Genomic DNA, 25,610 nt, shown 5'->3' on the forward strand with positions numbered 1-25,610 from the left:
GCCGTCCGTGACCGAGGTCCAGGAGACCGCAGGACCCGGGTCGGACACCGTCGACGAGCAGGCGCTGGACGCGGGCACCTACGAGGTGCTCCGCGCCCGGCTCCGCGAGCAGACCGGTGAGCTGGCCCGCCGTACAGAGGAATTGAACGCCCGCCGGCTGGAGGTGTTCGGCGGGACCGAGCTGACCCTGCTCGGCACCGAGCGGATCCGCACCGAGCACAACTGCACGCCGCGGGACATCGTCAGCGTGGGCGGCTCCGTCGGCGCCGGTGGGGCCGGTGGGGCCGGTGGCGACACCATCCTGTTCGGCTACAACGTCTTCATCGGCATGCAGCGGGAGACGCACGTCCCCGACGTGTTCTCGCTGCACCGCTACGAGCACGACGGTGACGGGTTCTCCTTCACCGACGCGCCGGAGGGGACCCTGCCGGGTCTGCTGGAGGACGCGCGGTTCCGGCAGGACTTCGGTCAGCTGTACCGCTACTACCGCGACGCCCGCCTCCTCCAGCTGCGCAAGGTCGAGGACCGGTTGCTCGCCGTGTTCCAGATCGGCCCGCAGACGGAGGACGTGCGGGTGCTGCGGTGGACGGTGGCGCCCACCGGCGAGATCGCCTACCTCGACGAGCGCGGCGAACGCGACCACGTGTTCCCGCCCTCGCACGAGTTCACGTGGGTGGAGACCACCCGCGAGGACCACGTGCTCGGCCGCCACCCGCACATTTCGATCCTCGACGAACTGTTCGTGGAGACGGTCGGCGGCGACCTCACCATCAAAATCGAGAACAACACCGAGGTCGGCGAGGGCATCTACAGCGAGCCCGTCGACGAGGCGTTGCAGAGCCTGGCCGACGCGTCGGTGTTCTACGCCGAGGTGGGCCCGCTCATCCTGCTGCGGGTCCGGCCCTACAACGAGACCGAGTGGCGGCACCTGGTCTTCAACCGGCACACCAAGGACGTCCTGCGCCTCGACGGGATCGGGCAGTCCTGCCAGCGGCTGCCCGACGACCAGGGCCTGATCTTCCCCGGCGGCTACTACCTGGCCACCGGGGTGGCGCGGACGTTCGACACCGACGTCACCGACCTGGAGTTCGAGCGGGTGGTGCGCTCGCCCAACGGCGAGGACGTGCTGTACGTCTTCCACTCGCGGGCGGACGGCCGCAGCCTGCTGCTGTCGTACAACACCATCCGCAAGGAGGTCGCGAACCCGATCGTCTGCCACGGGTACTCGCTGTTCGACGACGGCACCATGACGGTGTTCCGGGAGACGTCGGGCGAGCCCACCCGGGTCCACCCTATGCAGGTGTGGCAGACCCCGTTCGTGTCCGACGAGTACGCGGCCGCCCAGCCGGTGGGCAGCGGCCCGCTGGAGCGGGTCGGCAACGCCGAGCTGGTGCGGGGCGTGTCGGACTGCCTGTCCGTGGCGCGGATGGCGCAGGACATGCGGCCCTCCACCGAGGTGTTCGAGGCGCTCATCGCCGCCTGCCGCCGGGTGTCGGACCGGTTCCACTGGCTGGGCGAGGAGGAGCTGGGCGACCTGGCCGGGCCCCTCTCCCAGGTGCGCGCCACCGCCGAGCGGGTGCTGGAGGAGTTCGAGACCGTCCAGTCCCTCACCGCCCAGGCCGCCGAGGCGCTGGCTGCGGCGCAGGAGAGGGCGGCCGCGCTCATCCGCACCTCCCGGGGGGAGACCCCCCGGTCCGCGGAGGGCTGGATCACCCGGCTCACCGAGCTGCGCCGCGCCCAGGGGCAGGCGGCCACGCTGGCCGAGATGCGCTACGTGGACGCCGACCGGCTCGCCGGGCTCGACCGGTCCCTGGAGGAGGAGATCGGCTCCGTGGGCCGCCGCACCGTGGCGTTCCTGGAGCAGGAGGACGCCTTCGACGGCTACCACTCCGAGGTGGAGCGGCTGGTCGAGGAGGCCGAGACCATCGAGGCGGTGAGCGCCGCCACCGCCGTGGGCGAGCGCATCGCCGCACAGACCGAGGGGCTCCAGACGGTCACCGAGGTCATCGGGTCGCTGGAGATCGGCGACGCCCAGGTGCGCACCCGCATCCTGGAGCGGATCAGCGAGGTGCTGGCCGGGATCAACCGGGCCCGCGCCACGCTGGAGGCCCGGCGCAGGGAACTGCTGGCCCTGGAGGGCCGGGCCGAGTTCGCGGCCGAGTTCGCGCTGCTCGGGCAGGCCATCACGGGGGCGCTGGCCGCGGCCGACACCCCCGAGCGCTGCGACGAGCAGCTGGGGCGGATCATGCTCCAGCTGGAGAACCTGGAGTCGCGGTTCGCCGAGTTCGAGGACTTCCTCGGGGAGCTGTCGGACAAGCGCGAGGACGTGTACGAGGCGTTCTCCACCCGCAAGCAGGCGCTGGTGGACGAGCGGGCCCGCCGGGCCGACCGGCTGGCGGCCTCCGCCGACCGCGTCCTGGAGGGCGTGCACCGCCGGGTGGCGGGGCTGTCCACCCTGGAGGACGTCAACACCTACTTCGCGTCCGACGCGATGGTGGCGCGGCTGCGCCGCACCGCCGAGGAGATGCGCGAGCTCGGCGACACCGTGCGCGCCGAGGAGCTCCAGGGGCGCATCCTCGCCGCCCGCCAGGAGGCGGGGCGGGCGCTCCAGGACCGCACCGACCTGTACGACGGCGAGACCATCCGGCTGGGCAAGCACCGGTTCGCGATCAACTCCCAGCCGATCGACCTCACCCTCACCCCCTTCCAGGGGGAGATGGCGGTGGCGATCACCGGCACCGACTTCCGGGAGCGGGTCGCCGACCCGGAGTTCGCGCGGACGCGGCACCTGTGGGACCGGCTGCTGGTGTCGGAGAGCCCGGACGTGTACCGGGCCGAGTACCTGGCCACGTCGATGCTGGCCGCGGCCGAGGAGAGCGGGGACGGGCTGGCCCGGCTGCACGAGGCCGAGCTGCACGGCGAGAACGGGTCCTCGCTGAGCGGATCCTCGCAGAGCGGGGCCTCGCAGAGCGGGTCCTCGCTGCTCGCGCTGGTGCGCGAGGCCGCCGAGTCCCGGTACGACGAGGGGTACGAGCGGGGCGTGCACGACCACGACGCCGCCAAGATCCTGTCGTCGCTGCTGCGGCTGCACACCGGGGCCGGGCTGCTGCGCTACCCGGGGCGCACGCGTGCGGTCGCCCAGCTGTTCTGGGCGTTCGGCACCGAGGAGGGGCGGCGGACCGCCTGGGCGACCCGGGCGGCGTCGCTGGCCCGCGCACGGGCGGTGTTCGGGGCCCGGAGGTCGTCGGCGATCGACGCGCTGCGGACCGAGCTGGCCGGGGCGGTGGACGCGTTCCTCACCGACACCGGGCTGTACCAGGACGCGGACCTGGAGCTGGTCGGCGAGTACCTGTTCGAGGAGCTGGCCGCCGACGGGCCCGCCGAACGCGGCTTCGTGTCCGGGGCGGGCGCGCGCACGCTGCTGGACCGGTTCTCGCGGGCGCTGGGCAGCACCCGGGAGACCACCCGCAAGGCGTTCGAGGACGACCTGCGCACGCTCGGCGACGACCTGGCCGCCCGGCACCAGCTCATCGGCGCGTGGCTGGAGGCGTACGCGGCCACCCGCGACGACGTCGACCCCGGCGACCTGGGCGACCTGCCCGAGGCCGCCGCGATCGCGCTCGCCAAGGTGGACCGGTACGAATCCTCCGCGGCGGTACACGAGACCGTCACCGGGCTGCTCGGCTCGCACCCGCGGATCAAGGACCGGGCGTTGGAGGTGCGGCTGGACGAGATCCTGCCGCGCACCCGCCGGTTCCGGCTGGAGGAGGTGCCCGCCTACCGGGACTTCCAGAAGCGGCGCAACGCTCTGGTCGCCGCCGAGCGGGACCGGCTGCGGCTGGACGAGTACAAGCCCAAGGTGATGAGCGGGTTCGTCCGCAACAAGCTGCTCGACGAGGCGTACCTGCCGCTGATCGGCGACAACCTCGCCAAGCAGCTGGGCGCGGCGGGCGACGACAAGCGCACCGACCAGAGCGGCCTGCTGCTGCTCATCTCCCCGCCGGGGTACGGCAAGACCACGCTCATGGAGTACGTGGCGAGTCGGCTGGGATTGGTGTTCGTCAAGGTCAACGGGCCTGCGCTGGGTCACGGGGTCACCTCACTGGACCCGGCGGAGGCGCCCGACGCCACCTCCCGGCAGGAGGTCGAGAAGATCTCCTTCGCCCTGGAGATGGGCACCAACACGATGCTGTACCTGGACGACATCCAGCACACCGACCCGGAGCTGTTGCAGAAGTTCATCTCGCTCTGCGACGGGCAGCGCAAGATGGAAGGTGTGTGGAACGGGCGGACCCGTACTTATGACCTGCGCGGGAAGCGGTTCGCGGTGTGCATGGCCGGCAACCCGTACACCGAGCAGGGCAAGCGGTTCCGCATCCCGGACATGCTCGCCAACCGCGCCGACGTGTACAACCTGGGCGACGTGCTGTCGGGCAAGGAGGAGCTGTTCTCGCTGAGCTACATCGAGAACGCGCTCACCTCCAACCCGACGCTGGCGCCGCTGTCCACCCGGGACCGGGAGGACATCTACCGGTTCGTGCGGATGGCGCGGGGCGATGAGTCGGTGACCGTCGACCAGATGAGCCACCCGTACTCGGCGGTCGAGGTCGAGCGGATCGTGTCGGTGCTGCGCAAGCTGCTGCGGGTGCAGGAGGTGGTGCTGGCCAACAACCAGGCCTACATCGCCTCGGCGGCGCAGTCGGAGGACGCGCGGACCGAGCCGCCGTTCCGGCTCCAGGGGTCGTACCGGAACATGAACCGGCTCGCGGAGAAGATCGTGCCGGTCATGAACGACGCCGAGGTGGAGGCCGTCATCGACGACCACTACCTGGGGGAGGCGCAGACGCTGACCTCGGGGGCGGAGGCCAACCTGCTGAAGCTGGCGGAGCTGCGGGGGATCATGACGCCGGAGCAGAAGGACCGCTGGGCGCAGGTCAAGGCGGCGTTCCGGAGGAGCCGGGCCCTGGGCGGGGCGGAGGACGACCCGATGACCCGGGCGATCGGGGCTATCGGGTTGCTGGCGGACCGGGTGGGCGAGATCGGGAGTGCCCTGGACCGGGACTGACCCGGAGAATGACCGAACAGGGCTGTGGGGCCGGGCGGAGGCCCGGCCCCGCGGCGTATCCGGAAGATCCGGAGGAGGCGGCTGTGAGGGTGATCGTGGACCGGGAACCGGGAACCGGGAATCGGAGGACGGCGCGTCCCCCCGACGGTGGGAACTGCCCGGAGCCCGGGTGTACCGGGAGAACGGTGAGGTCGTGTGGGGCGGGCGGGTCGGGGCGGGCAGGCGGGTCATCCCCTGCGCGCTCGTCGCGTACCCGACCATCTGGCCCCTCGACACGGCGGTGGCGGCCGCCGAGGTGCGGGAGGTGGTCGCGCCGACCCCGATCGGTGAATACGTCTTCAGGGCCCGCTACCACGGCCGGGGCCGCCCGGTGCCCCTGGCCGACTACCGTGCGGGCATCCGCGACCGGAGATTTTGAATGCATAATGCCTTCACTGATGGCAGAATGCTTTCATGACTGCACTCACCATCCGGGACCTGCCAGACGAAGACGTCAAGGAGTTGAAGGTTCGCGCCGCCAAGGCCGGACAGTCCCTCCAGGCTTACGTTCGCACCATCATCGCCCGCGAGGTCTCCAAACCCACCTTGGCCGACGCCGTGGAGGCGGCCCGCCGCACCGCCCAGTCCGACGTCACCGTCTCCGATGTCCTGTCCGCCATCGATGAAGGGCGAGCCGGGCGTTGATCGTCATCGACAACTCGGCGCTCATCGAGATGTTGACGGCGGTCGGACCGGTCGGCTCGGCCGTGGCCGCGCGAGTATCCAAAGCCGACGCCCTCTGTGCTCCGCATCTTCTCGATACCGAGGTCATGTCGGCGCTCCTCGGCATGGCCCGAGGTGGAAAGATCACGTCGGACCAGGCAGATGCGGCGATGGCCTCCTATGACCGTCTGCCGATCGATCGCTATGACGCGCTTCCCCTGTGGCCCCGCGTCAAGACGCTCAGGGCGAACCTGTCCGCCTACGACGCCACCTACGTGGCGCTGGCCGAAACCCTGGGGGCCGCGCTGGTCACCAGTGATGCCCGCATAGCCCGCAGCGGCGCGGCCCGGTGCCCGGTGGAGGTCTTCGACTAGGCAGGGCAGCTAGGCAGGGCGGCGGGCGTGGCGGGTAGGCACGGCGGCGGGCGTGGCCACTCTCGGCCAGGTGTGGCAGAACACCTGTCGCCGCAGGGGGTGACGGCCGCACGAAACCTCCGGCCTCGGCTCCAGGGGGTGCCCCCGGCCTGGGGCCCTCGCCGCAGCCGGAGGGCGTTGTGCCTCCCCCGCCGCAGGGGGTGAGGACGGTAGGAGGCCTCCGGTCCCGGCTGCGGGGGGTTGTCCACTTTCCCGGGGCCTTGGCCACAGCCCATTTCCCTCCTGGGGCCCTCGCCACAGCCGGAGGGAGGACCACCTCCCCCGCCGCAGGGGGTGAGGACGGTAGGAGGCCTCCGGCCCCGGCCGCAGGGGGTGCCCCCGGTCTGGGGCCCTCGCCACAGCCGGAGGGCGTCGCGCTTCCCTCCGCCGCAGGGGGTGATGGCCGCAGGAGGCCTCTGGCCCCGGCCCCAGGGGGTGTCGGTAGAGCGGAACTGAACCCCGGCCCCGGGGGGTGAGACAGCAAGAGCAGGTTTCCAGGCGGCCCGCCATCTGCGGAGGGCGGTGTTCGGGAGAGCGCCCAATGGAACCGTTGGTCTCCTCCGGTCACCCCTTGGGAACGTACAGACCCGGGCTGGGCGCGGAGCCGTCCCCACGTACAACACTCGGCAGACCAAAAAGGCGTACGCGTTGCATGGGCGTCCCGGGTGGTGGGGGTTTTCTCCGGGGACGGGTCGGGGCACAGCGACCCCCTCAACCACACAGGTCCACGGATAGAATGGATCTGTCTGGAAACCCGCGGTTTTGTGAACCTCGCTTGAAAGCCCGATCGCCTGGCGTAGTAACCTCCGCCTCCACTGCCTTCCCCGGCCCGAGGGGGTGTCGGGAGGAAGAACCACGACCTCCGCCACAGAGGGTGACGGCCGCGGATACCCGCGGCCCCGGCCACAGCCCGGAGGAGGAACCGCGACCTCGCCACAGGGGGTGACGGCCGCGGTCACCCGCGGCATCAGCCCCGGAGCGGAGGGTGAACCGTGGCCTGCGCCGCCGGCAGTACGGGCGGGGGTTCGCCTCCTGGGGTCGGGCGGGGAGCGCCGGCGCGGCCCTCACCCCCTGCGGCGGAGGTCGTGGTTCTTCCTCCCGACACCCCCTGCGGCCGGGGCCGGAGGCCTTGTGCCGCCGTCACCCCCTGTGGTTGGGGAGGGCGATCGGGGCGGGGGTTACTACGCCAGGCGATGGGGCCTTTCAAGCGAGGTCTGAGCAACCGCGGGTTCACAGTCGGAGCGTTCTTTCCCTGGACCTGTGTGGCTGAGCGTGCCGCCGGGCCCCGACCCGTCCCCTAGAGCACCCCCACCACCCGGGACGTGCATCCAACGCGTACACCCGCTGGTCTGCCGAACCTTCTACGTGGGGACGGCTCCGCGCCCGGCCCGGGTCTGTACGTTCCCAAGCGGTGCCCGGAGGAGACCAACGGCTCCGAGACCGGTCTCCCGCACACCGCCCTCCGCAGATGGCCAATGTTTTGGAAACCTGCTCTTGCTGTCTCACCCCCTGGGTCTGAGGTGGAGTCCCGCCCTACCGACACCCCCTTCGGCCGGGCCCAGAGGCCTCCCGCGGCCGTCACCCCCTGCGGCGGGGGGAGGCACAACGCCCTCCGGCTGTGGCCAGGGCCCCAGGCAACTGGAAACCCCCCGGGGCCGGGTCCAGAGGCCTCATGCGGCCGTCACCCCCTGCGGCGGGGGCGGCCAGGGAAGTGACCGGGCTGTGGCCAAGGGCCCCAGGCGGGTGGGCAACCCCCTATGGCAAAGGCCCCGGGCAAGTGGCCGGGCTGGGGCTGAGGGCCCCGGTCGGGCACCTCAACCCCCTGGAGCGGGAGGAACCGTTCCACGCACAGCGGCCGGGCCTACGACCCGCGAACAGACCACTCCGCGCACCACAGCGTTAAAACATCACACACCCGCCCCCCGGCTGTGGCCACGGGCATGCGGGCTCCCCGGCGCGGCGCCGGGGAGCTCCGCTGTCTAGAGCGCGAAACTGGCCCAGGTGTGGTTGCCCAGGTCTCCGAAGGGGCAGACGGGCGAGTATCCCCAGGCTGTGGACAACTTCTCGACCATGAGCAGGCCGCGCTGGCCTTCGGCCGTGTCCCACTCGTCCGAGCTGCGTGCGCGGGGAATCTCCGGGACACTCCCGCCCAGGCCGTCGTCGGTGAACCCCAGGGTCAGCGAACGATCGTTCGCCGACCAGAGGGTCCGGACCACACCGCCGCCGGCGTGTCCCGAAGCCGAATACTTGACACAATTCGCAAAGAGCTCGCTGCCGCAGAGGATGAGCGTGTCGGCGAGGTCCTCGTCGAATTCGGCCAGGTCGGCGCGCAGGTCCCGGCGGACCCTGGAGAGCTGGGCCAGGTCGCCGGGGTAGAGGTGGTGGGCCCAGAGGCGCGTGGGGGTCATGCGCCCACCCCCGCCGGGCTCTTGTGGTCCTGCTGCTGGGCCTGCCAGCGGCGGACGGCGTCGGCGAGGTCGTCGAACGTCATGGGCGGCGGGGTGGGGGCGAGCAGGTCACCTTCCCCGGCTCGGGGTGCGGGAATGCACGGGGCGGTCCACTGCTGGAGGCGCGCGGTGGCGTCGGCCTGGATGCGGGCCTGTTCGTGGGCGGTGTAGTACGGCCTGACCAGGGCGATGTCGGCGGCGGGGAAGGTCTCGCGCGGCTCGGCCAGGCGCGGGGCCGCGGGAGGCAGGGGCCGGAGAGCGGGGCCGGGGTTCGCGTAGCGGCGGACCCGGGTGGAGCGGTGGCGGCGGGCGTGGCGGCCGCGGGGAGAGGAGAACAGCGCTCGCAGCAGGGCGAAAGCAGCCCCGAGGAGCGTGCCACTAAAGTGGTTCACGCTGGCATTCCTTGGTTAAGAGGGTGGATGCTGGCCACGACCCCGGGCGCTGGACAAGCGTCGCGGGGTCACGAGTTTTTCAGTTGTCGAGGCCACAATAGGGCAAGCCGAGGGCTGCGCGCACCTTTTTCGGACGGATTACCGAAGAAGATCCACACCCTCATGTTCCACCAGGTCAGAGCGATGACAATGGAGAAGTCGAGTGGCTTTTCCGGGGAAAAGAACCATAAGTTCAATTTGGTGGATTTGATGCAATCAGCGGCTTTTCAACCCCCGAGCGGTTCCGCACTCCACTCATGGCGAAGGCCCCGGGACGGAACGTCCCAGGGCCTTGCGCGGCTGTGGTTACTTCGCGGTCGCCAGGGCCGCGATCCACTCCGGGGAGGTGAAGGTGAGGTGCCCGGCGTCCCGGTTCTGGGTGTCGCGGACGTCCGCACCGGCAGCGTGTTCCCGGGCCTCCACGCAGTTCGCCCCTGTAGAGCTGTAGCTGCTCTTGTGCCAGTCGTTCATGCGAGGTCCTTCAGTTCTGCGAGTGAGTGCCGGGCGGGGAGGGTCATCGCCAACGCCTCCGTGACAAGTGCTTGCAGCCGCCCGTGTGAAGCGTCTCCGTGGATGACGTTACCGTCTGCGTGATCACTGCTGATAGCCAGTTCCCCGGAGTGCAAGCGGAACGCCAAGAGCGTGGAAGCGGGTTCCAGCAGGATCGACCCCGCCGGTATCAGGTGGACCGCCACCCGCCCGCCGTCGATCAGGTTCAGCAGGTGTTCGGCCTGCTCCTTCCGCACTTCTTCATCGAAGCTGGTCAGAGCGGTCACGGGGAACACGGCCGTGACCCGGAGGCGGGGAAGCTTTCCCAAGCGCTCCGTCCGCAGCTTGGTGAGCCGCGCGACCTCCTCATCCGACGCCAGCGGCCATCCCGACCGGAAGACCTGGGTGGCGTACGCGGCGCACTGGAGGTATCCGGGCACGAGCACGGGGGACACGATGTGGAGGGTGCGCGCCGCCTCCTCGATCCCGGACAGCGTCCTCGCCCATTCCGGAACGGTTACGCCGCTCGCCGCCACGCGCCACGAGGCCAACAGCTTTCCGTCGGCGTCCAGGACGGTGTCAAGCGTTTCCGCCATGGGGAGTTTTGGTAGCGAATGACCGTTTCTCCAGCGAGAAACCGAGGCAACGGACGAGGCCACACGAGCGGCAAGCTGTTTCTGGGAGAGTCCGCGCAGTTCCAGGAACCGGGCGAACGATTCAGGGAATGGGGGTTCCGTCATACGGATCAGATTACGCCCGGGTTCCATGCAGCATCAGGGTTTTCCTGGAAATCATCAGTTGATGGCGGTACCGGGGGAGCGCAAGTCACCTTGGTGCCATGGAACCTGTGGCACGGCAGACCCCGGCTTCACGAGGGCACGAGAGCGAAACGGCGGTGTTGGCGCTGCGCTCGGCGCTGCGCCGCCGAGGGGTGGCGGCGATGGACGGCGACCTGCCCGATTCGGTGCGGGCGGAGCACGAGGGGCGGCATATCACCGTCCGCCTGGTGGACCGGCAGTGGCGGCGACAAATGCCCGGCCAACCCGGCACCACCGTCACGCTCACCCGCCAGGGAGCCGAGGACCACCTCTCCCGCCAGCTCGTCTCCGAACTCCTGGGGCGGCTGTGAGCAGCGACGAACCCCTCACCTGGGCCGAGTTCATCCGCCTCACCCGACCCCGCACCCCACAGGTCCCCCGGCCCCGCCCGCCGGAACCGCCCCCGCTGCCCCGCCGCATCCGCACACCCGAAAGGACGACCACGATGCCCACCCAGCCCAACACCCCGGCCACCCGGTGCGGCCGACCCACCACCCGCCCTCAGCGGGAGAAGGCCGACGAACTCTTCGACCGCCTCTCCTCACTACTGCGCGAGGCCAACGACCCCACCGCCGACGCAGCCGCCCTGCTCCGCCAAGCCGACCGGGCCTTCGAGACCCTGCACCGCCACCTCAGCCGCGGCGGCGCTCTCCCCCAGCCCTGGCACCACGCCCGCCACTGATCCCGGGCCAGAGATAGGGCTCGGCTGCCGAGCTCATGTTTCCACGCCCCACGGGCTTTATAGGCCTGTGGAACCGGCGTGAGGCCTCTGACTGGCGGCCTCGTTACGTGTTTCCATGCCCTACGGGCTTTATAGGCCTGCGGAACTCGCGCTGGACGCACTCTTCATCGGAGTGCTCTTGTTTCCATGCCCTACAGGCTTTATAGGCCTGCGGAACCGTCACTTTCATGACGAGTCACTGCGGGATCGCAGTTTCCATGCCCTACGGGCTTTATAGGCCTGTAGAACCGGGCTGATGCTGGTCCTCTACGTGGCCATCTTCCATGGTTTCCATGCCCTACGGGCTTTATAGGCCTGGGGAACTCGTCGGCCTCACCAAGGCCAAGTCGTAGCGCCCCGAGTTTCCATGCCCTACGGGCTTTATAGGCCTGTGGAACCCTTCCCCTTTTTCAGGGGTCGCGACCTGCGGCGACGCAAGCTCTCTGCGCGCGATCACCCTTCCCAGCCCTTTCCGACCCGTGACGCAGGCCACTTTTTGCCTTGTCGATCCCCTGGCCAGCAAAAACACCCTGCACGCAACACGAGGCTTTCGGACCCGAACCAGATTCGGTGTACACGCACCCGCGACCCCTGCAACGGGAACACCTTCCAACACCCTTACCCGCCCCGCGCCCGCGCACCACCCCGGTTACCGGAAACGGCCACAGTTCCCCGTTTCCCAGACACACCACCACCAACGCTGCTACCGTGCCACCGCAAGAAGACGGCACGGCACCGCACCGCCTACACGACGCCCCACCACACCCGCTCCGGTCGACCTGCGCCACCTGCACACCCTCGCCCGCCGCCCGCTGGAGCAGTGTGGGTTGAAGAGTCCAAGGGCTACGGGATCGCGAGGTCTGCGCGGCATGTACACCGAATCCGGTTCTGGCTTGAAAACCCTGCGCTGCGTGCAGCACGTTTACGCTGATCAAAGGACCAGAAGGGCAAAAAGTGGCCTAGGACACAGGATAGAGAGTGCCCGGGAGGGCAGTCGCGCGCAAAGGGCTCGTATCGTTGCAGGTCACGACCCCTGAGAACAGGGAAGGGTTCCACAGGCCTATAAAGCCCGTAGGGCATGGAAACTCCGGAGGCACCTTGTAGGTGCACTCGTATGGGTCTGGCAGGCCCATAAAGCCAGCAGGGAATGGAAACCCTTATAGGCCTCGTCTACTTACCGGATAGGGGCTCCCCGGTCACCGGCACACTGTCAACGCCGGTAGGTTGGCCGCGGCCACCACCGACCCCCACGAGGAGACCCATGTACGCGACACCGCTGGGTGACGGCGCCGAGATGCGTCCGCTGGAGCCCTGGCGGGCCCAGGAGTTCCTGGAGCACATCGACCGCGGCCGGGAGTACATCGGCCGCTTCGTCGGCATGCCCGACCTGGTCACCGACCCCGAGTCGAGCCGGTCCTTCCTGCAACGGCACGCGGACAAGACCGCCGCGGACACCGGCCGCATCTGCGGGATCTGGCTGGAGGGCACCCTCGTCGGCGGGGTGATGCTGCCGAACCTGGACGCCGAGCAGGGCACCGCCGAGGCGGGCTGCTGGCTGGAGCCCGCGGCCTCCGGCCGAGGGCTGGTGACCCGGGCCGTCCGCCTGCTCATCGACTGGGCGTTCCAGGAGCGCGGGGTGCACCGCGTCGAGTGGCACACGGACACCGAGAACGCGGCGAGCATCGCGGTGGCGCGCCGCCTGGGCATGACCCGGGAGGGTGTGCTGCGCGGCAACTACCTCTACCGGGGCAGCCGCCGGGACACCGAGATCTGGTCCGTCCTCGCCCCGGAGTGGAAGCCGGACTCGGAGTAGAACCCCGCCCCCGGGGACGCCCCGGAAAGGGAGAACGCCCGACCGACGACGGCCTCCCGCCGAACCTCCCCACCACCTACGGTCTCGGGCGCCTCAGCGCCCTCGGCCACCTCGGGGGCCGTTGACCCGGTGCCTACCATGAGATATGGCCTTCAACGGTTCCCCCGTTCGGCAACCCGGTCCCCCCGTCCCGGAGCCGGCCTGGTCGTGGATCGGTCCGGCCCTGGCCGGTCTGATCGCCCTGGCGACCCTGGGTCTCATCACCCCCCTTCTGCTCTGGTACGCCTTCCTCCGGCTTCGGAACCTGCTCTCGTTCGCGGCCGCGCTCGTCGCCTCGGCGCTGGTGGTGGTCTTCGCTCTGCTGGAGCGGACGAACGACCTCAACCTGGTGGTCTTCCTCGTCCTGTGGCTGGGCGGGGCCGGTGCCTCCTTCTCCCTCTACCGCGACCTGGCGGTGCGGGGCGGCGACCCCGCAGCCGAGGAGCGGGGCCGGTGGCGCCGGGAGTTGCGCTCGGAGGCCCGGCGCATCGCCGCCCACGAGCGCCTGCACGCCATCGAACTGGGCATCGGCCGCCCCGACCTGGGCCGGGGCTTCGACGACGGCGGGCTGATCGACGTCAACCACGTCCCCGAGCCGTTCCTGGCCGGGCTGCCCCTGACCCCGGCGAACCTGCACCGGCTGTCGGAGCTGCGCGCGGCGGGCGTGGTCTTCTCCTCGGCCGAGGAGCTGGCCGCCGCGGTGGACGTCAATCCGCGCCGGGTGCCCGAGCTGGCGGAGTACGCGGTCTTCCTCTGAGCGCGGTGGGCCCGTGGGTGGCGACGCACACCACAGGAAACAATCCTTGGAATTTCATCCCCTTCGGGACCCCATACCGCACCGTTCACTCGACCGTTTCCCTTGTTACGGGCACGCGAACCTGAGGACACGCTCCGGAGAATGGTCGATACAACCTCTATCGACTTTCCTCTCCGCATGTTATTTTCATGCCGCCCGGGGGACCGTGCACGAAACGAACGAAGAGGCTGACCATGCCCGAATCCACGGCTCTGGACATCGACCTGCCCGAGCTGAACTTCGACGACATGGAGGTGATGAGCGTCCGCGAGGCCGTCGCCGTCCCCGAGACCGGCGCGACCAGCGGTTCCAGCAGCTGCACCTCCACCTCCTGCTGCGGCTCCAGCAGCTGCTGCTCCGGCGGTTCCTGCGGCTGACCCCGCACACCGCCGACAGGCCGGGGCCAGGCCCCGGTGTGTCACCGAGGGGTCGCTCCGCGTGCAACGCGACCCTTTTCCATCCCCCCATTCCCCGACATCCAAACCCCCCGTTCCATATTCGCGCTGCTTAAGCGATAAACCCGTTGACCGTTCCCGGCCTCTCCCTTCCCCGAGGGCGCTATCGCCCCCGGGAAAGCCCCACTGCCCAGATAGGGAAAAGCCGTGTCCGGTCGTCCGGTCAAAGCGTGGATGAACGGGTGATGTTTTCGTATCCTCCGCGAAAGGTGTCCCCCATGCAGGACTCCCCCTCCATCGAACTGCCCGACCTCGACTTCTCCGACATGGAGGTCATGAGCGTCCGCGAGGCCGTCGCCGTCCCCGAGACCGGCGCGACCAGCGGTTCCAGCAGCTGCACCTCCACCTCCTGCTGCGGCTCCAGCAGCTGCTGCTCCTCGGGCTCGTGCGGCTGATCCGGCCCTGATCCGGATCGGTCATCCGACTGTGAAACGGATCAGCTATCCGGTTGCGAACCGGACTGGTCATCCGGTCCCGATGTGGACCCGATGCGGATCGGCCATCCGGTTCTGATCCGGAGCAGCCGTCCGGCCACGACCCGGATCAGCTATCCGATTTCCCATGCGGATCAGTCATCCGGTTCTGGTTCGGATCGGCTATCCGGTCACGAAACGGATCTGTCATCCGGTTCTATCCGGATCAGCTATCCGGTTCTGATCCGGGCCACGCGCCCAGGGCGGTTCCCCACCGGTCGGGGAGCCGCCCCCACCCCGCGAACCCCAAGAGAACACCGAGGGCAGCACACGTGCACCGCAGCGACACCGGCGGCTCCGGCGACCCCGCGTCCGCCGCCGCCTCCACCGACCACGCCATCGAGGCCGTGGACATCACCAAGAACTACGGCAAGGGCGAGGTCCTCCACGGCGTCACCTACCGCGTCACCGCCGGCACCGTCTCCGCCCTGCTGGGCCCCAACGGCGCCGGCAAGACCACCCTCATCGAGATCCTGGAGGGGCACCGCGGCCGCACCTCCGGCCGACTGTCCGTCCTGGGGCTCGACCCCGGCGACCGCCGCGACTTCGCCCGGCTGCGCACCCGGATGAGCGTCGTCCTCCAGCAGTCCATGCTCGAACCCGGCCTGTCGGTCCGCGACATCCTGCGCCGCCACGCCTCCTACTACCCCGACCCGGTGGGCCTGGACGAGATCCTCGACCAGGTCGACCTCGCCGAGAAGCGCGGCGCCCTGGTCAAGTCCCTCTCCGGCGGCCAGCTACGCCGCCTCGACCTGGCGCTGGCCCTGACCGGCCGCCCCGAGCTGCTCTTCCTCGACGAGCCCACCACCGGCCTGGACCCGGTGTCGCGCCGCCGCATCCGCGGCCTGGTCGCGGGGCTGCGCGACAGCGGCACCACCGTCGTCCTCACCTCTCACGACCTCGCCGAGGTCCAGGAGCTGGCCGACCGGGTGCACGTCATCCGCGACGGTTCCTTCCTGGCCTCGGGCACCCCGGACGAGCTGGTCCGGGCCTCCTCGGCGTTCACCGTCGTGGAGTTCGCCGACCCGGGTGTGGACGCCGACCGCCTTCCCGAGGGGGCGAGCCTGGTCAACGGGCGCGTTCGCATCCACACCGACGACCAGGACGCCGTGGTCCGCGACGTCCAGGCCTGGGCGGAACAGGAGAAGACCACCATCAGCGGGTTGACCATCGTGCCGCCCACCCTCGACGACGCCTACCTGGCGATGCTCGACGCGGGCGCGGACGGGTCCGCCGCCGGCCGCCCCACCGCGGAGAAGTCCGCCTCCGGCGAGGCCGCCGCCGGGCAGGCCGCCGGCAGCACGGCCACCGCCGGCACAGCCACCGCTGAGAAGACCACCGCCGGAAACCCCGGCGCCGAGACCACCGCCGAGCAGACCACCACCGCCAAGACCGGCGCCGGGACGACCACCTCGGGGAAGGCCGAATGAGCACCACCGACACCACCCCCGCCGCCCCCTCCCCCGCCCCCCGCGCGGGGGCCCGCGCCAACGGGCTGCGCACCTTCCTCCTGCACGTGGACGGGGAGCTCAAGGAGTTCTGGCGCTCCCCGATCACGCTGGCGTTCATCGTGCTGATGCCGGTGATGTTCTACCTCGGCTTCGGGCTGGCGTTCCGCTCCCAGGCCGACAACGTCCTGGACCTGGGCGACTACTCCATCACCCAGGCCAACCTGAGCTTCGGCGGTGTGCTGGGCTTCGCCCTGATGTCGGTGGCGTTCGCGAACGTGGCGATCGGGCTGGCGATCCGCCGCCACCACGGGCTGTTCAAGCGCTTCCGCACCACCCCGGTCAAACCGATCACCGTGATGGGCGCCTACCTCGCCAACACCCTGCTGACCACGGTCATCGTGCTCGTGGTGATCGCCGGGATCGGCGCGTTCATGGGCGTGAGCGTCCCCCTGGACCGCGTCCCCCTGCTGCTGGCCGCGATCGCGCTCGGGTTCCTTTGCATGGCCCCGCTGGGCGCGGCGGCCTCCCTGCTGCCGCCCAACGCCGACGCCGCGGTGCCGATGGTCAACGGCATCTTCTTCCCCACCGCGTTCCTGGCGGGCGGGTTCATCATCCTGCCGCTGGGCGACACCCTGGGCGCGATCGTGGACGTGCTGCCCGGGCGTCCGCTGACGCTGCTGCTGCACGGGGCGCTGTCGGAGAGCGGGCCGCTGTGGGACTGGCCGTCGGTGTGGCTGCTGCTGGGCTGGTCGCTGGTGGGCACCGTGGTGGCGCTGCGCTGGTTCCGGTGGGCGTCGGAGCGCGAACCCCGCGGGTTCGGCTCCGGCAAGCGCAAGGCCACGGACGCGGGCACGGAGGGCGAGTGAGCACACCCGGTCCCGCCGACCGCTTCGGCCACGTGGAGGGCCCGTACCTGGTCTCCCGCGTGAACCTGTACCCCTACCGCCCGCTGCGTTCGGCCCGCGCCGACCTGGAGCGGGACCTGTTGCACACCCTCGTCGAGGAGGAGGCGCACCGCGAACGCATCCGCGACCACCTGACGCGGGCCCTGCACCTGCTCGCCCCGACCCTGGAGGACGAGGCCGACCGGCGGACCGCGCTGGCCGTCAAACGCGACGTCTTCAACCGGCGCCCGCCCCGCACACCCCTGGTGGGCAACCACCTGGCGTGGCGGATCGGGGCGCTGGGCGAGTGGGCCGACAGCTGGGAGCGGACCCGGTTGGCCACCGCCACCCTGGACGAGGCCCACCCGGCGGCGCTGGCCGAGGAACGCGCCGAGCTCGCCGCGTGGGCACGCGACCCGGCCACCGACCGCAGCACCGCGCTGTCCAGCCCGGACCTGCACCGGGCGGTGGCGGCGCGGGCGGCGGCCCCGGGCGACCGGAACCCGGACAAGCGGATGCGCAAGGCCGAGCCGGCCCTGGTGCGCTACCACTCCCGGTCCACGGTCAAGGTGAGCCCGTATTCGCTGTACACCGGGGTGTTCTTCGACGAGCTGGAGCACCCGTCCTCACCGACCCGCGACGGGGAGCCCCTGCGCTCCACCACGGTGACGGGGCTGCGCCGGCTGCTGGTGCGCCAGGCCGCGCGGGCGCTGGCCGCCGATCCGGCGGCGCGCCCGGAGCTGGAGTGGGTGCTCACCGGCGGGGCGCGCCGCGAGGGCGACCGGCTGCTGGTGCGGCGGCGCCGCTGGGCGCCGCCCTCCCCGGGCGCGCGGGCGGAGGCGTTCGGTGAGGAGGAGGTGCGCCTGCCCCTGGCCGGGGCCTGGGACACCCTGGTCACGTCGCTGGAACGCCGGGCCGCCCGGCCGGTGGTGCTGCGGGTGCTGACCGAGGGGCTGGCCGCGGATCTGGGGCAGTCTCCGGAGGCGCTGGGCGGCGTGCTCGCCAAGCTCATCGACGCCGGGGTGTTGGTGCCCTGGGCGCCCGCCGCCGAGCAGGACCCGGAGTACGACCGCCGCTGGCACGAGCTGGTGCGCCGGCTGCCGGGCCCGGTGGCGGCGCGGATGGCGGCGGCGTTCGAAGCCACCGAGGAGACCCTCAAGGGGTTCGCGGAGGCGGACGGCGCCGAACGCGCCCGCGCGGTGACGCACCTGTCGCGGCTGTGGTCGGCGGCGGTGACCCCGCCGGGGGCCGACCCGGCGCCCGCCGAGGTCGCGGCCTCCCCCCTGGTGGAGGACTGCCACGTGTCCCGGGGCGCCCCGGTGCCGCGGGCGTGGACCCGGGAGTGGACGGCGGACCTGCGGCGGATCATGCCGCTGCTGTTCGCCCTGGACGACCAGCGGATGCTGTCGGGCGCGCTGGAGAGCGTGTTCGTGTCCCGGTACGGCGCGGGCGGGCGCTGCGACGACCTGGACGGGTTCGCCGCGCACGCGCGGGCCGCGTTCCCGCTGACCCAGCGGTTGATGGCCGGGGACCTGGACGGCGTCCCGGACCCCGGCGAGGACCTGCGGCGCCTGGTGGCGGCCCGGCGCCGGGCCGTCGACCACCTGGCCGACCTGGCCCGGAGCACCGGCACCGGTACTGGCACCGGCACCGGCACCGGCACCGGCACCGATGAAGAGGTCGAGGTCGACCCGTCGGTGGTCGCCGAGATCGCCGACCTCCTCCCCGAGCGCGAGTTCACGGCGCGCCGCTCGCTGGCCGTGTTCGGCCAGCCCGACGGCGGCCGGCTCGTCCTCAACCACCTGTACGGCGGACGGGCCCGGTACTTCAGCCGGTTCCTGTCCGCTCTGCCGGAGCGGGCCCGCGACCGGGTCGCCGAGCACGTGCGGCGATCGGGCCCGCCCGGCACCCCCACCGTCCACATGCGGTCGGCGCTGGGGTTCAACGCGAACCTGGCGCCGCCGCTGGCCGACGAGGAACTGGCGCTGCGCGACGAACCGGTGCTGCTGCCCGGCCCCGCCACCGCCGACCTGGCGCTGGTGCACACCCCGGAGGGACTGCGGCTGGTCCGGCGCGGCGGCGCCGGCGGGGGCAGCGCCAGCGGCGAAGGCGACGGCGGCGAGACGGACCAGGAGATCGACCCGGTGTACACCGGCTTCCTGGTCCCGCACGCCCTGCCCTACGACGAGATGCTCGTGGCGATGGTCGCCGACTCGCCGTTCTTCTCCTTCGGCGACACGGTCATGGACCTGCACGCCCGCTGGGAGGCCGACGGGTTCTCGGGCGCGGTGCCGCGTATCCGGGCCGGGTCCGTCACCCTGTTCCGCCGCCGGTGGGCGCTGGAGACCGCGGAGCTGGCGGCGCGCCCCGGCGAGTCCCCCGCCGAACTGCACCGGCGGGTCAACACGCTGCGGCTGGCCCGCGGCATCCCCGACCAGGTGTTCGCGCGGCCGCTCCAGGGCTCCCGGCTGGGCCCGCTGGAGCGGGCGATGGCGCCCAAGCCCCAGCACCTGGACTTCCTGAGCAGGCTGCACACGGCGACGGCCGCCAAGCGGCTCGACCACCTGGGGCCGCTGCTGCTCGTGGAGGAGATGTCCCCGGACCCGGCGGACGCGGGGCTCAGCGGCCCGCGCGGCCGGCACGCCACCGAGGTGTTCCTCGAACTGGCCGTCGTCCCCACCGCCCCCGAGGCGGCCGATCCCCCAGGCGAAGTGAGGCTGGTCCCGTGACCGTCGGACTCCGAGTGACCTACTACGACAGCGACAAGGCGGCCCTGCTGGGCGAATGCCTGGTCCCGGCCGCCCGCGACGCGGCGGCCCGGCCGGGGATCACCGCGGCGTGGCTGCACCTGCACTGGCGGCTGGGGCCGCACTGCGTCCTGTACCTGGACGGCGAGGACGCGGCGGTCGCCGACACCGCGGCCGAGGCCGAGGCGTGGACGCGGTCGTTCCTGGAGCGGCGGCCGTCCACGGCGGCGCTGGACCCGGCGCGGTACACGGCGTTCTCCGAGCGCATGGGCCGCCTGGAGCTGGTGGAGCCCCCGTACACGCCGCTGGAACCGGACAACTCGGTGCTGCGGCTGGACGGCGACCCGGTGGACACGTTCCTGCGCGGGCCCGAGGCGATCGCGCTCAAGGGGCGGGTGCTCACCGACGGGCTGGGGCTGGTGGCCGACCGGGTGGACGGGACGGGTGTGTTCGCGCACGTGTTCTCGGGGATGGGGGCGATCGCGTCGCAGTACCCGGAGTGGGGGCTGCGGTCGGGGTACCAGGCGTTCCTGTCGCACTGGAAGGAGTACTTCCACTGGTCCGACCCGGACGGGACGGCGCAGGAGCGGCTGGCCGAGTCCTACCGGGCCCAGCGCGAGGAGCTGGTGGCGCTGCTGGCCCCGATCCACGGGGGGACGGCCGCCGACCCCTCGGCGGCGGGGTGGCTGGAGTGGACGCGGCGGTGGCTGCCGCGGGCCGTGGAGCTGGCGCGCAGGGACCACATCCTGCCCTACCCGCACCAGGACCGGCTGGCCACGGCGGCGCGGTTCGGCGACGACGTGCGGGTGCGGTGGAGCGGGTCGGACGAGCGGTCCTACAGCGACTTCCACCGGGAGTTCCGCAAGCTGGACTTCACGCGGCTGGGCGACGGGTACGGGTTCGCGGCGTTCCGGTTCCTCATCAACTGCTTCTTCGACCTGCTGCCGCTGATGGGGGTGACCCCGATCCAGCGGTACTCGATCGCGTACCTGTTCACCGGGGCCGCCCAGGAGGTGGTGGGCGAGACCTGGGAGGAGACGGTGCGCCGGGTGGTGGAGCACCAGCAGGGCGACCCGGGGCTCAAGCCGACCCTGCCGTGGACGGGTGGTGCCTGAGCCGATGCTGCGGTTGAAGAAGGCCGTGCGGGCCCGGTCGCTGGCCGCCGAGGGGGTCGCCGTCAGCATGGGCGCGACCGCGGTGGTGCTGCGCGGGGCCCCGGCGGACGCGGTGTGGCGGGCGCTGGAGCCGGTGCTGCGCTCGGGGTTCACCCGGGCGGCGCTGGTGGAGAGGTTCCCGGCCAAGGGGCGGGCGGTGCTGGTCGGCATCCTCGACCAGCTGGACGAACACGGGTTCCTGCGCGAGGCCGAGGAGGAGCACGGGCTCTCCGCGACGGAGCAGGCCGCCTACCCGCACCTGGAAGCTCTCACCGAACGACCGTTCGCCGCCCTGCGGGCGCTGGCGGGCACGGCCGTGCGGGTGCGCGCGGAGTCCGTCCCGGTGGAGGCGGCGGTGCGCCGGGCCCTGGGCCGGGCGGGGTTCCGCGACGTGTCCGCCGACACCGGGCCGCCGGAACCGGGGGTGCTGGCCACCGTCCGCTCATCGGTGCCGGGGCACCCGGAGGCCCTGCACGTGATCGTCGCCGAACACGGCGTGTGGGCGGCGGGGCCGCGCGACGCCTCCGCCTCCCCGGAGGCGCTCGCCGCGCTGCGCGCCTGGGCCGCCGCCCTGGACGAACCCGCGGGCGCCGACCCGGGCGCGCCGGAGTCGGAGGCCGCCCGCACCCTGGTGGCGGCGCAGCTGGCGCTGGCCGTGGTGGCGCACGTGGCCCGAGTGACAGGTGGGACCGCCGACGCCGCGAACCCGGAGTTCCTGGTGACCACCGACGAACTGGTCTCCGAGCCCCACCGGCTGCCGCTGCTGCCGCCGCTGGACGCCGAACGCACCGGGGACTTCCCCCCGGCGCCCGAACCCGCGCCGCTGCTCACCGACCGCCTCGACGCGCTCGCGCCCCTGTGGGACCGGGTGTTCGGGCCGGTCGGCGAGCCCGCGCCGGGCGACCTGCCCCAGCTCCCGGTGGGGCTGGCCCGCGCCGAGGCGGGCGGCTGCGGCGCCACCACCGCCGAGGCCCGGCTGGACGCCCTGATCGCCTCGCTGCACGCCGTGGCCTGGCGCGCCCCCGGCCCCGCCGGCCGCGGCCTGGGCTCGACACGCGCCGAGGCGGTCGGCGACGCCGTCGGCGACCTGGTGCTGCGCGCCACCGTCCCGTGGAAGGAGGTCGACCCCCCGGGACCGATGTCCGCGCCCGCCCGCCGCCTGTGGGCCGCGCTCACCCTCCGCGCGGGCGTCACCGCGACCGTCCGCTTCCACGAGCTCGAAGACGCGGGCCTCTGGCGCGCCGAAGTCCTCACCCCGGCCCCGCCCTCCCCCGACACGGCGGCCGCTCCGGACCCGGAGTCCACCGCCCCCGACACGGCGCCCCTCACCCCGGCAGCCGATACCGACCCGAGGGTGCTCGCCTCCAGCGCGGCCGCCGACCCCGACACGGCACTGCGCGAGGCCCTGCTCCGCGCCGTCGCCGCCGTCCAGGGCGAGGACCTGCCCGGCCTGGCGGCGCACGCCGCCCGCACCCCCGACGCCGCCGCGTCCCTCGCCGCCTGGGCCACCGCCACCGGCCGCGTCCGCGTCGCAGCCCCCGCGGGCGCCGCCCCCTGGGCCGCCCACGGCCTCCACACGGCGGTCGCCACATGGACCTGACGAGCGAGATCCCGTCGCCGGCGGGGGCGACGTTGGCCGAGCCCGTGGGCGTTCCGGTCGGTGAGGGGGTGCTGCACCTGGGGATGAGCGGCGCCCTGGCCGTGGTCGGGCCGTGGGTCGGCGACGGCACCGGCTGTTCGCGGTGCGCGGGGCTGTGGCGGCGCGACCTGGAGGGCGACACCTGCCCCGAGGGCGGCGAGCCCGACCTCCTCCTCCTGTGGGAGGACACCTGGACCGCGCTGGTCAGGGCGGCCGCGGCGGACCCCGACGCGATGCGGCGGGCGCTGTGGGCGCTGGACTGCCGCACCGGCGAGGTCACCCGGCACACGTTCGTCCCCCACCCGCGGTGCGGGCACTGCTTCCCCGGCGGGGAGGGGCTGGGCGTGCCCGGCGGCCTGGACCTGGACGCCCCGCGCCCGGTCGCCGGGGAGGCGCTGCGGGTGCGGCGGATGGACCGCGCGGACCTGCGCGAGCGGCTGCTCGACTTCCGCTTCGGCCCCGTCGCCCACCTGTACCGGGACGAGGAGTCCCCGCTGTCCCTGGTCACCTGCGAGACCGTCGCCCCCGGCCACACCCGGCGCGAGGGCGGCTACGGCCGCTCCACGAGGTTCACCGACAGCGAGGTCCCCGCCCTGCTGGAAGGCGTCGAACGCGTCACCGGCGGCCACCGCCACACCGGCGCGCCCCGCGTGTGGGGCTCCTACGCCGCGCTGGCCGACGACGCCGTCGACCCCGCCCGGCTCGGCCTGCACGAACCCGAGTGGCACGGCCACCCCGCGTTCGACCTGGTCCCCTACACCCCGCACACCCCCACCCACTGGGTCTGGGGCTGGTCCACCCGGGAGCGCCGCCCGGTGCTGGTGCCCGAACACGTGGCGTTCTGGCACGCGGGCACCGACGACACCCGCTTCCTGTACGAGTCCTCCAACGGCTGCGCCGTCGGCGGCGACCTCGCCGAGGCCGTCCTGTACGGGCTGTTCGAGGTGATCGAGCGCGACGCGTTCCTGCTCGCCTGGTACTCGCGCACCCGGCTGCGCGAGGTCGACACCGCGAACCACCCCGACCTGGTGCACCTGCTGGACCTGCTCACCGAGCGGGGCCTGCGGCTGCGGGTCCTGGACGCCACCTCCGACCTGGGCGTTCCCACCGCGCTGGCCACGGTGACCGCCCCCGAGGAGGCGGTGCGCGCCGGGCTGGCCCCCGCGATGAGCCTGGCCACCGGCACCCACCCCGACCCGCGCCGGGCGCTGATGGCGGCGGTGGAGGAGACCGCCACCAACGCGCTCATGTACCCCAAGTGGGTGCGCATGCGGGAGTCGGTGAGCGTGGAGCGGTGCCGCCCCATGCTGGACGACTTCACCCTGGTCGAGACGCTGGAGGACCACACCGGCATGCACGGGCTGTGGGAGGCCCGGCCGCACTGGGAGTTCCTGGAGCACCCGTCCGGGACGGTGTCGGCGGCGGAGTTCGCCGCCCGGGGGCCGTCCTCGTTCGCCGGGGCCGATGTGGGCGCGGTGCTGCGCGAACGCCTGGCGGCGCTGCACGCCCTGGGCCTGGACGTGGTCGTCGTGGACCAGAGCAGCGCCCCGTACACGGAGGCCGCCGGGGTGCGGTCGGTGAAGGTGATCGTGCCGGGGGCGCTGCCGATGACGTTCGGCCACACCCACCGCAGGACGCGCGGCCTGGAACGGCTGGGCCGGGCGTCCGACCTGTTCGAGGGAGGTGTCCCGTGGGAGCGACCCGGCCAGGTGTGCCCGGTCCCGCACCCGTTCCCGTGACGGGGGCGCTGGCGGCGTTCCACGCGCAGTCGCACGACAAGAACGTGGTGCCGGTGCGGACCCTGTTCTTCGGCCGCACGCTGGGCGACCCGGCGCTGCGGACGACGGCCGGGGTGCCGCTGCCGCCGTCGGCGCGGGAGGCGCTGGCCGCGCTGCGCGCGGCGGACGCCGCGGGCCCCGCGATCGGTGGCCCCTGGCCGCCGGGGGCGCGGCTGGCGGCGGCCTGCGCGGAGGCGGTGCGGGTGCGCCGGGTCTCCCCGGCCGACCGCTACCCGGTGCACCGCGCCTACCCGTCGCCGCGCGGGCTGTTCGGCGCCGACCTCTTCCTGCTGCCCGCCGAGGGGGAGGGCTGGTGTCTGCGGATGGATCCGCGGACCTGCGCCCTGCACCCCTGGGCGGGGTCGCCGCTGCCCGCCGATCTGGAATCCGCCCTGGCCGGGGCGCGGATCGTGGTGGCGGTGAACCACCGCCGCTACCCGCCCGAGTACGGGCGGCTGCGCCCGTCGCTGGCCCTGCTGGAGGGCGGACACCTCGCCGCCGCCCTGGGCCTGACCCTGACCCGTGCCGGTCTGGCCCCCCGCACCGCCTTCGCCCCCGAGGGGATTCCGGTCCCCGAGGGCTTCGCCCCCTGCGCCCTCCTCACCGCGCCCCCTGTGGCATACGGGACCCCTGGGACCGCAGTGGCCGTTGGGGCAGTGGGCACCGCCGCCGATCCGGGGCCGCGCGGCGCGGCCGGGACGCCCAGGACCGAGGTGACCACCGGGGCGGTAGAGGTCGCAGTGGCTGCCGGGACGGCAGAGGCTGGCCCGGAGGCGGCAACCACGGCGGCACGTGGGGCGGCCGAGACGCCTGGGGCCGCAGTGGCCGCTGGGACGGCGAGCATCGCCGCCGCGCCAGGGCCGCGGGGTACGGCCGGGGCGGCTGAGGCCGCCGGGGCCGTGGTGATAGGCGCCGCGGGGCTGGCCGAGGTGGCGGCCGTGGCCGCACGTCCGGCGGCCGGAACGGCGCTGCGGGGATGGCTGGACGCGCGGACCAGCGGGGTGTCCACCGCCAACCTGGTCACCAGCGCGTACGTGTCCCCCGAGGACGGCGCCGAGGTCACGGGCGCGCTGGTCGCAGCACTGGCGGCGGCGGTTCCGGCCGTTCCGGCCGGCACCCTGCGGCTGGACCGGATCGTGCTGGCCGGGGACCGGGTGGACGACCGGGTCGCCGTCGAGCTGCGCCCCGGCGGCGCCGGGCCCGACCGGCCGGTGCCGCGCACCGGGGACACCAACGCCTCCTCCTCGCTCGGCTTCACCCTGTCGGTGGACTTCGGCCCGTGGGCGCGGGCGTTC

General features: G+C 72.6%; 21 protein-coding genes. 17 read left to right on the forward strand and 4 right to left on the reverse strand.

Features of this window, described 5'->3' with window-relative positions; translation table 11 throughout:
- Positions 1 to 7 precede the first annotated feature (7 nt).
- The 4 genes from ACJOT3_RS05530 (at position 8) to ACJOT3_RS05545 (ending at position 6,141) form a co-directional block, all read left to right on the forward strand.
- A complete protein-coding gene (locus tag ACJOT3_RS05530; protein WP_406969470.1) occupies positions 8 to 5,065 on the forward strand; it encodes a DNA repair ATPase in 5,058 nt (1,685 codons plus the stop codon).
- A gap of 169 nt (positions 5,066 to 5,234) precedes the next feature.
- Entirely contained in the window at positions 5,235 to 5,483 is a 249-nt protein-coding gene (locus ACJOT3_RS05535; protein WP_406969472.1) for a hypothetical protein, read from the forward strand.
- 35 nt (positions 5,484 to 5,518) lie between these two features.
- Positions 5,519 to 5,749 carry a FitA-like ribbon-helix-helix domain-containing protein gene (locus ACJOT3_RS05540; RefSeq protein WP_406969474.1) on the forward strand — a complete coding sequence of 77 codons (231 nt, stop codon included), beginning with the start codon at positions 5,519 to 5,521 and terminating at the stop codon, positions 5,747 to 5,749.
- Positions 5,746 to 6,141 (forward strand): type II toxin-antitoxin system VapC family toxin, encoded by a 396-nt coding sequence (locus tag ACJOT3_RS05545; protein WP_406969476.1) that lies wholly within the window; start codon positions 5,746 to 5,748, stop codon positions 6,139 to 6,141. Before ACJOT3_RS05540 ends, ACJOT3_RS05545 begins: the two co-directional genes overlap by 4 nt.
- Before the next feature lie 2,018 nt (positions 6,142 to 8,159).
- Here the strand turns inward: ACJOT3_RS05545 and ACJOT3_RS05550 are convergent.
- From ACJOT3_RS05550 to ACJOT3_RS05565, 4 genes are all read right to left on the reverse strand, one after another.
- Positions 8,160 to 8,588: an ATP-binding protein gene (locus ACJOT3_RS05550; protein WP_406969478.1), complete on the reverse strand. Its 429-nt coding sequence runs from the start codon at positions 8,586 to 8,588 to the stop codon at positions 8,160 to 8,162.
- A complete protein-coding gene (locus ACJOT3_RS05555) occupies positions 8,585 to 9,019 on the reverse strand; it encodes a hypothetical protein (protein ID WP_406969480.1) in 435 nt (144 codons plus the stop codon). The genes ACJOT3_RS05550 and ACJOT3_RS05555 overlap by 4 nt, the downstream gene beginning before the upstream one ends.
- 345 nt (positions 9,020 to 9,364) lie before the next feature.
- Positions 9,365 to 9,529: a DUF397 domain-containing protein gene (locus ACJOT3_RS05560; protein WP_406969482.1), complete on the reverse strand. Its 165-nt coding sequence runs from the start codon at positions 9,527 to 9,529 to the stop codon at positions 9,365 to 9,367.
- Complete coding sequence (locus ACJOT3_RS05565) at positions 9,526 to 10,314, reverse strand: helix-turn-helix domain-containing protein (protein WP_406969484.1); 789 nt, start codon at positions 10,312 to 10,314, stop codon at positions 9,526 to 9,528. The genes ACJOT3_RS05560 and ACJOT3_RS05565 overlap by 4 nt, the downstream gene beginning before the upstream one ends.
- A gap of 71 nt (positions 10,315 to 10,385) precedes the next feature.
- Here ACJOT3_RS05565 and ACJOT3_RS05570 point away from each other — a divergent pair, with 71 nt between their 5' ends.
- From ACJOT3_RS05570 to ACJOT3_RS05630, 13 genes are all read left to right on the forward strand, one after another.
- The gene (locus ACJOT3_RS05570) at positions 10,386 to 10,676 is read left to right on the forward strand and encodes a hypothetical protein (protein ID WP_406969486.1); all 291 of its coding nucleotides are present in this window, start codon (positions 10,386 to 10,388) and stop codon (positions 10,674 to 10,676) included.
- A 134-nt stretch (positions 10,677 to 10,810) separates the two neighbouring features.
- A complete protein-coding gene (locus ACJOT3_RS05575) occupies positions 10,811 to 11,047 on the forward strand; it encodes a hypothetical protein (RefSeq protein WP_406969488.1) in 237 nt (78 codons plus the stop codon).
- 1,300 nt (positions 11,048 to 12,347) lie between these two features.
- Positions 12,348 to 12,899: a GNAT family N-acetyltransferase gene (locus tag ACJOT3_RS05580; RefSeq protein WP_406969490.1), complete on the forward strand. Its 552-nt coding sequence runs from the start codon at positions 12,348 to 12,350 to the stop codon at positions 12,897 to 12,899.
- Between the two features lie 145 nt (positions 12,900 to 13,044).
- Positions 13,045 to 13,695, forward strand: a complete 651-nt coding sequence (locus ACJOT3_RS05585) for a hypothetical protein (protein WP_406969492.1) — start codon at positions 13,045 to 13,047, stop codon at positions 13,693 to 13,695.
- Between the two features lie 233 nt (positions 13,696 to 13,928).
- Positions 13,929 to 14,111, forward strand: a complete 183-nt coding sequence (locus tag ACJOT3_RS05590; RefSeq protein WP_220564355.1) for a thiazolylpeptide-type bacteriocin — start codon at positions 13,929 to 13,931, stop codon at positions 14,109 to 14,111.
- Between the two features lie 296 nt (positions 14,112 to 14,407).
- Entirely contained in the window at positions 14,408 to 14,584 is a 177-nt protein-coding gene (locus tag ACJOT3_RS05595) for a thiazolylpeptide-type bacteriocin (protein ID WP_073380607.1), read from the forward strand.
- 350 nt (positions 14,585 to 14,934) lie between these two features.
- A complete protein-coding gene (locus tag ACJOT3_RS05600) occupies positions 14,935 to 16,092 on the forward strand; it encodes an ABC transporter ATP-binding protein (RefSeq protein WP_406969495.1) in 1,158 nt (385 codons plus the stop codon).
- Positions 16,089 to 16,979 (forward strand): ABC transporter permease, encoded by an 891-nt coding sequence (locus ACJOT3_RS05605; RefSeq protein ID WP_406969497.1) that lies wholly within the window; start codon positions 16,089 to 16,091, stop codon positions 16,977 to 16,979. Before ACJOT3_RS05600 ends, ACJOT3_RS05605 begins: the two co-directional genes overlap by 4 nt.
- Positions 16,976 to 19,726 (forward strand): lantibiotic dehydratase, encoded by a 2,751-nt coding sequence (locus ACJOT3_RS05610; RefSeq protein WP_406969499.1) that lies wholly within the window; start codon positions 16,976 to 16,978, stop codon positions 19,724 to 19,726. Before ACJOT3_RS05605 ends, ACJOT3_RS05610 begins: the two co-directional genes overlap by 4 nt.
- Positions 19,723 to 20,859: a hypothetical protein gene (locus tag ACJOT3_RS05615; protein ID WP_406969501.1), complete on the forward strand. Its 1,137-nt coding sequence runs from the start codon at positions 19,723 to 19,725 to the stop codon at positions 20,857 to 20,859. Before ACJOT3_RS05610 ends, ACJOT3_RS05615 begins: the two co-directional genes overlap by 4 nt.
- Positions 20,852 to 22,498, forward strand: a complete 1,647-nt coding sequence (locus ACJOT3_RS05620; protein ID WP_406969503.1) for a serine/threonine-protein kinase — start codon at positions 20,852 to 20,854, stop codon at positions 22,496 to 22,498. The genes ACJOT3_RS05615 and ACJOT3_RS05620 overlap by 8 nt, the downstream gene beginning before the upstream one ends.
- Entirely contained in the window at positions 22,489 to 24,276 is a 1,788-nt protein-coding gene (locus tag ACJOT3_RS05625; protein ID WP_406969505.1) for a TOMM precursor leader peptide-binding protein, read from the forward strand. Before ACJOT3_RS05620 ends, ACJOT3_RS05625 begins: the two co-directional genes overlap by 10 nt.
- The coding region (locus ACJOT3_RS05630) for a nitroreductase family protein (RefSeq protein WP_406969507.1) at positions 24,228 to 25,610 on the forward strand (1,383 nt) is incomplete at its 3' end. The genes ACJOT3_RS05625 and ACJOT3_RS05630, both read left to right, overlap by 49 nt.

The sequence above is a fragment of the Nocardiopsis protaetiae genome, assembly GCF_045446735.1.
Lineage (GTDB): Bacteria > Actinomycetota > Actinomycetes > Streptosporangiales > Streptosporangiaceae > Nocardiopsis > Nocardiopsis protaetiae.